Genomic DNA, 1,346 nt, shown 5'->3' with positions numbered 1-1,346 from the left:
CATCCTGTTGGGTGGGGTGCAGCCTATGCCGACCGTCGCGGGGGCCAAACTCGGGTGGTCGGCCGAAGCGCAGCTCGAGGCGCGGGGGCGCCGAGGTTCCGGACGGTCGTACAAGAAGGCACGGCGATCACGCGCCTATGCGGCGCTGGGGGGCGGAGGCACCTACTTCGCGAACTGCTCAGCGGCGAGAGCGGCGGGCGCGGCACCGGTGCGCGCCGGACAGCCAGGCTATAGCCGGCGGCTCGATCGCGACGGCGATGGGGTGGGCTGCGAGTGATGCGCTTGCCCAAGGCCATACTCATCGCATTCTCGCTTGCGGCATGTAAGCAGAACCCGCCCGCCGCCTCGGAAGAGGCAAGTGCCATGATCAATCAAGTCACGGCGAACTCTGTCTTGAGCAGTCCGTCAGTGAGCGTTTCGCTCGAGAACATGCAAGTCGATCCGTCCGCAACTATAAAGCAACCCGAACCGATGCCGCCCATCGAGAATGACCAGGTAGCGGCTGCTCCGGAGCGCCGTCCCCAAGACATGTGCTACAAGGATTACTGCCCGTGTGAGGAGCCCGACAAGCGCGGAGCCGAGAACTTCTTATGCGACCGTCTAGAGGCGGGTCTCCCCGTGGATCCAGAGATCATGATCGCAGCCCGAGGAATGCGTGACGTTCGGAAGCAAATCGATGAGTCCGGTTTGTGACCGCGCACTTGGTCGTCGCTCTCGCTTTTTTGGCCGCGCTCGCTGCACCGGAGCAAGTAGTTCCGGTCACCAAGACCGACCACAAGGTCAAAGTGGAGGGGCGCACATTTCGGGTTACCGTATGGCCGGATGGTAAGGTGGAGGTGGCTCACAAGGCCTTCGTGACGGCGCTCACCTTGGAGGTCAGGGATCAGATGCGCGTGGCCGTCAAGGAAGCCACAGGTTGCACTCTAGTTGACGAATTTATCGTGGCGCCGATCGTTCAAGGCAAGCTGCGCTGCCAACAGGAGTAACAAAATGACCACGCGTAATCCTGCCGACTATCTGAACCTGCAGCTGACGGACGACGACGGCCGCCTGATCGGCGGCATGAACGTTCACCATGAGCGCCTGGCCGAGAAGATCACGGACTTTCTCGGCCAGCATCGCGCCGGCGAGATCGTGGTGCGCGGCTTCCCGTCGCTGTCGACATCGGTGTGGGTCGATCCCTGATGAAGATCCGGCACGCCCTGACGATCCTCGAGTTCTTCGCATCTCATATCGGACGAACGGACCGCCGAGGGCGCGTCCGGCTGCTGGAGGTGTTCAACCGGTTGGATTGGCAACTCCGGGAAGCTGCCAATCGGTACCGGAAGAGCAAGGCCCTGGAGGAG

Annotated in this window: 3 protein-coding genes; all 3 read left to right on the top strand. The window is 62.6% G+C overall.

From position 1 onward, the window contains the following. The coding region (locus PYV61_RS25360; RefSeq protein ID WP_275836669.1) for an excalibur calcium-binding domain-containing protein at window positions 1-277 on the top strand (277 nt) is incomplete at its 5' end. A gap of 412 nt (window positions 278-689) precedes the next feature. Then, on the top strand, window positions 690-986 hold the full coding sequence (locus PYV61_RS25355; RefSeq protein ID WP_275836668.1) for a hypothetical protein: 297 nt from the start codon (window positions 690-692) through the stop codon (window positions 984-986). A 4-nt stretch (window positions 987-990) separates the two neighbouring features. Next, entirely contained in the window at window positions 991-1,185 is a 195-nt protein-coding gene (locus tag PYV61_RS25350) for a hypothetical protein (RefSeq protein ID WP_275836667.1), read from the top strand. Window positions 1,186-1,346: the final 161 nt, after the last annotated feature.

The sequence above is a fragment of the Roseisolibacter sp. H3M3-2 genome (genome assembly GCF_029211165.1).
Lineage (GTDB): Bacteria > Gemmatimonadota > Gemmatimonadetes > Gemmatimonadales > Gemmatimonadaceae > Roseisolibacter.
Note: the sequence above shows the minus strand (reverse complement) of the source record. Positions and strands in the feature narration are given on the sequence as shown.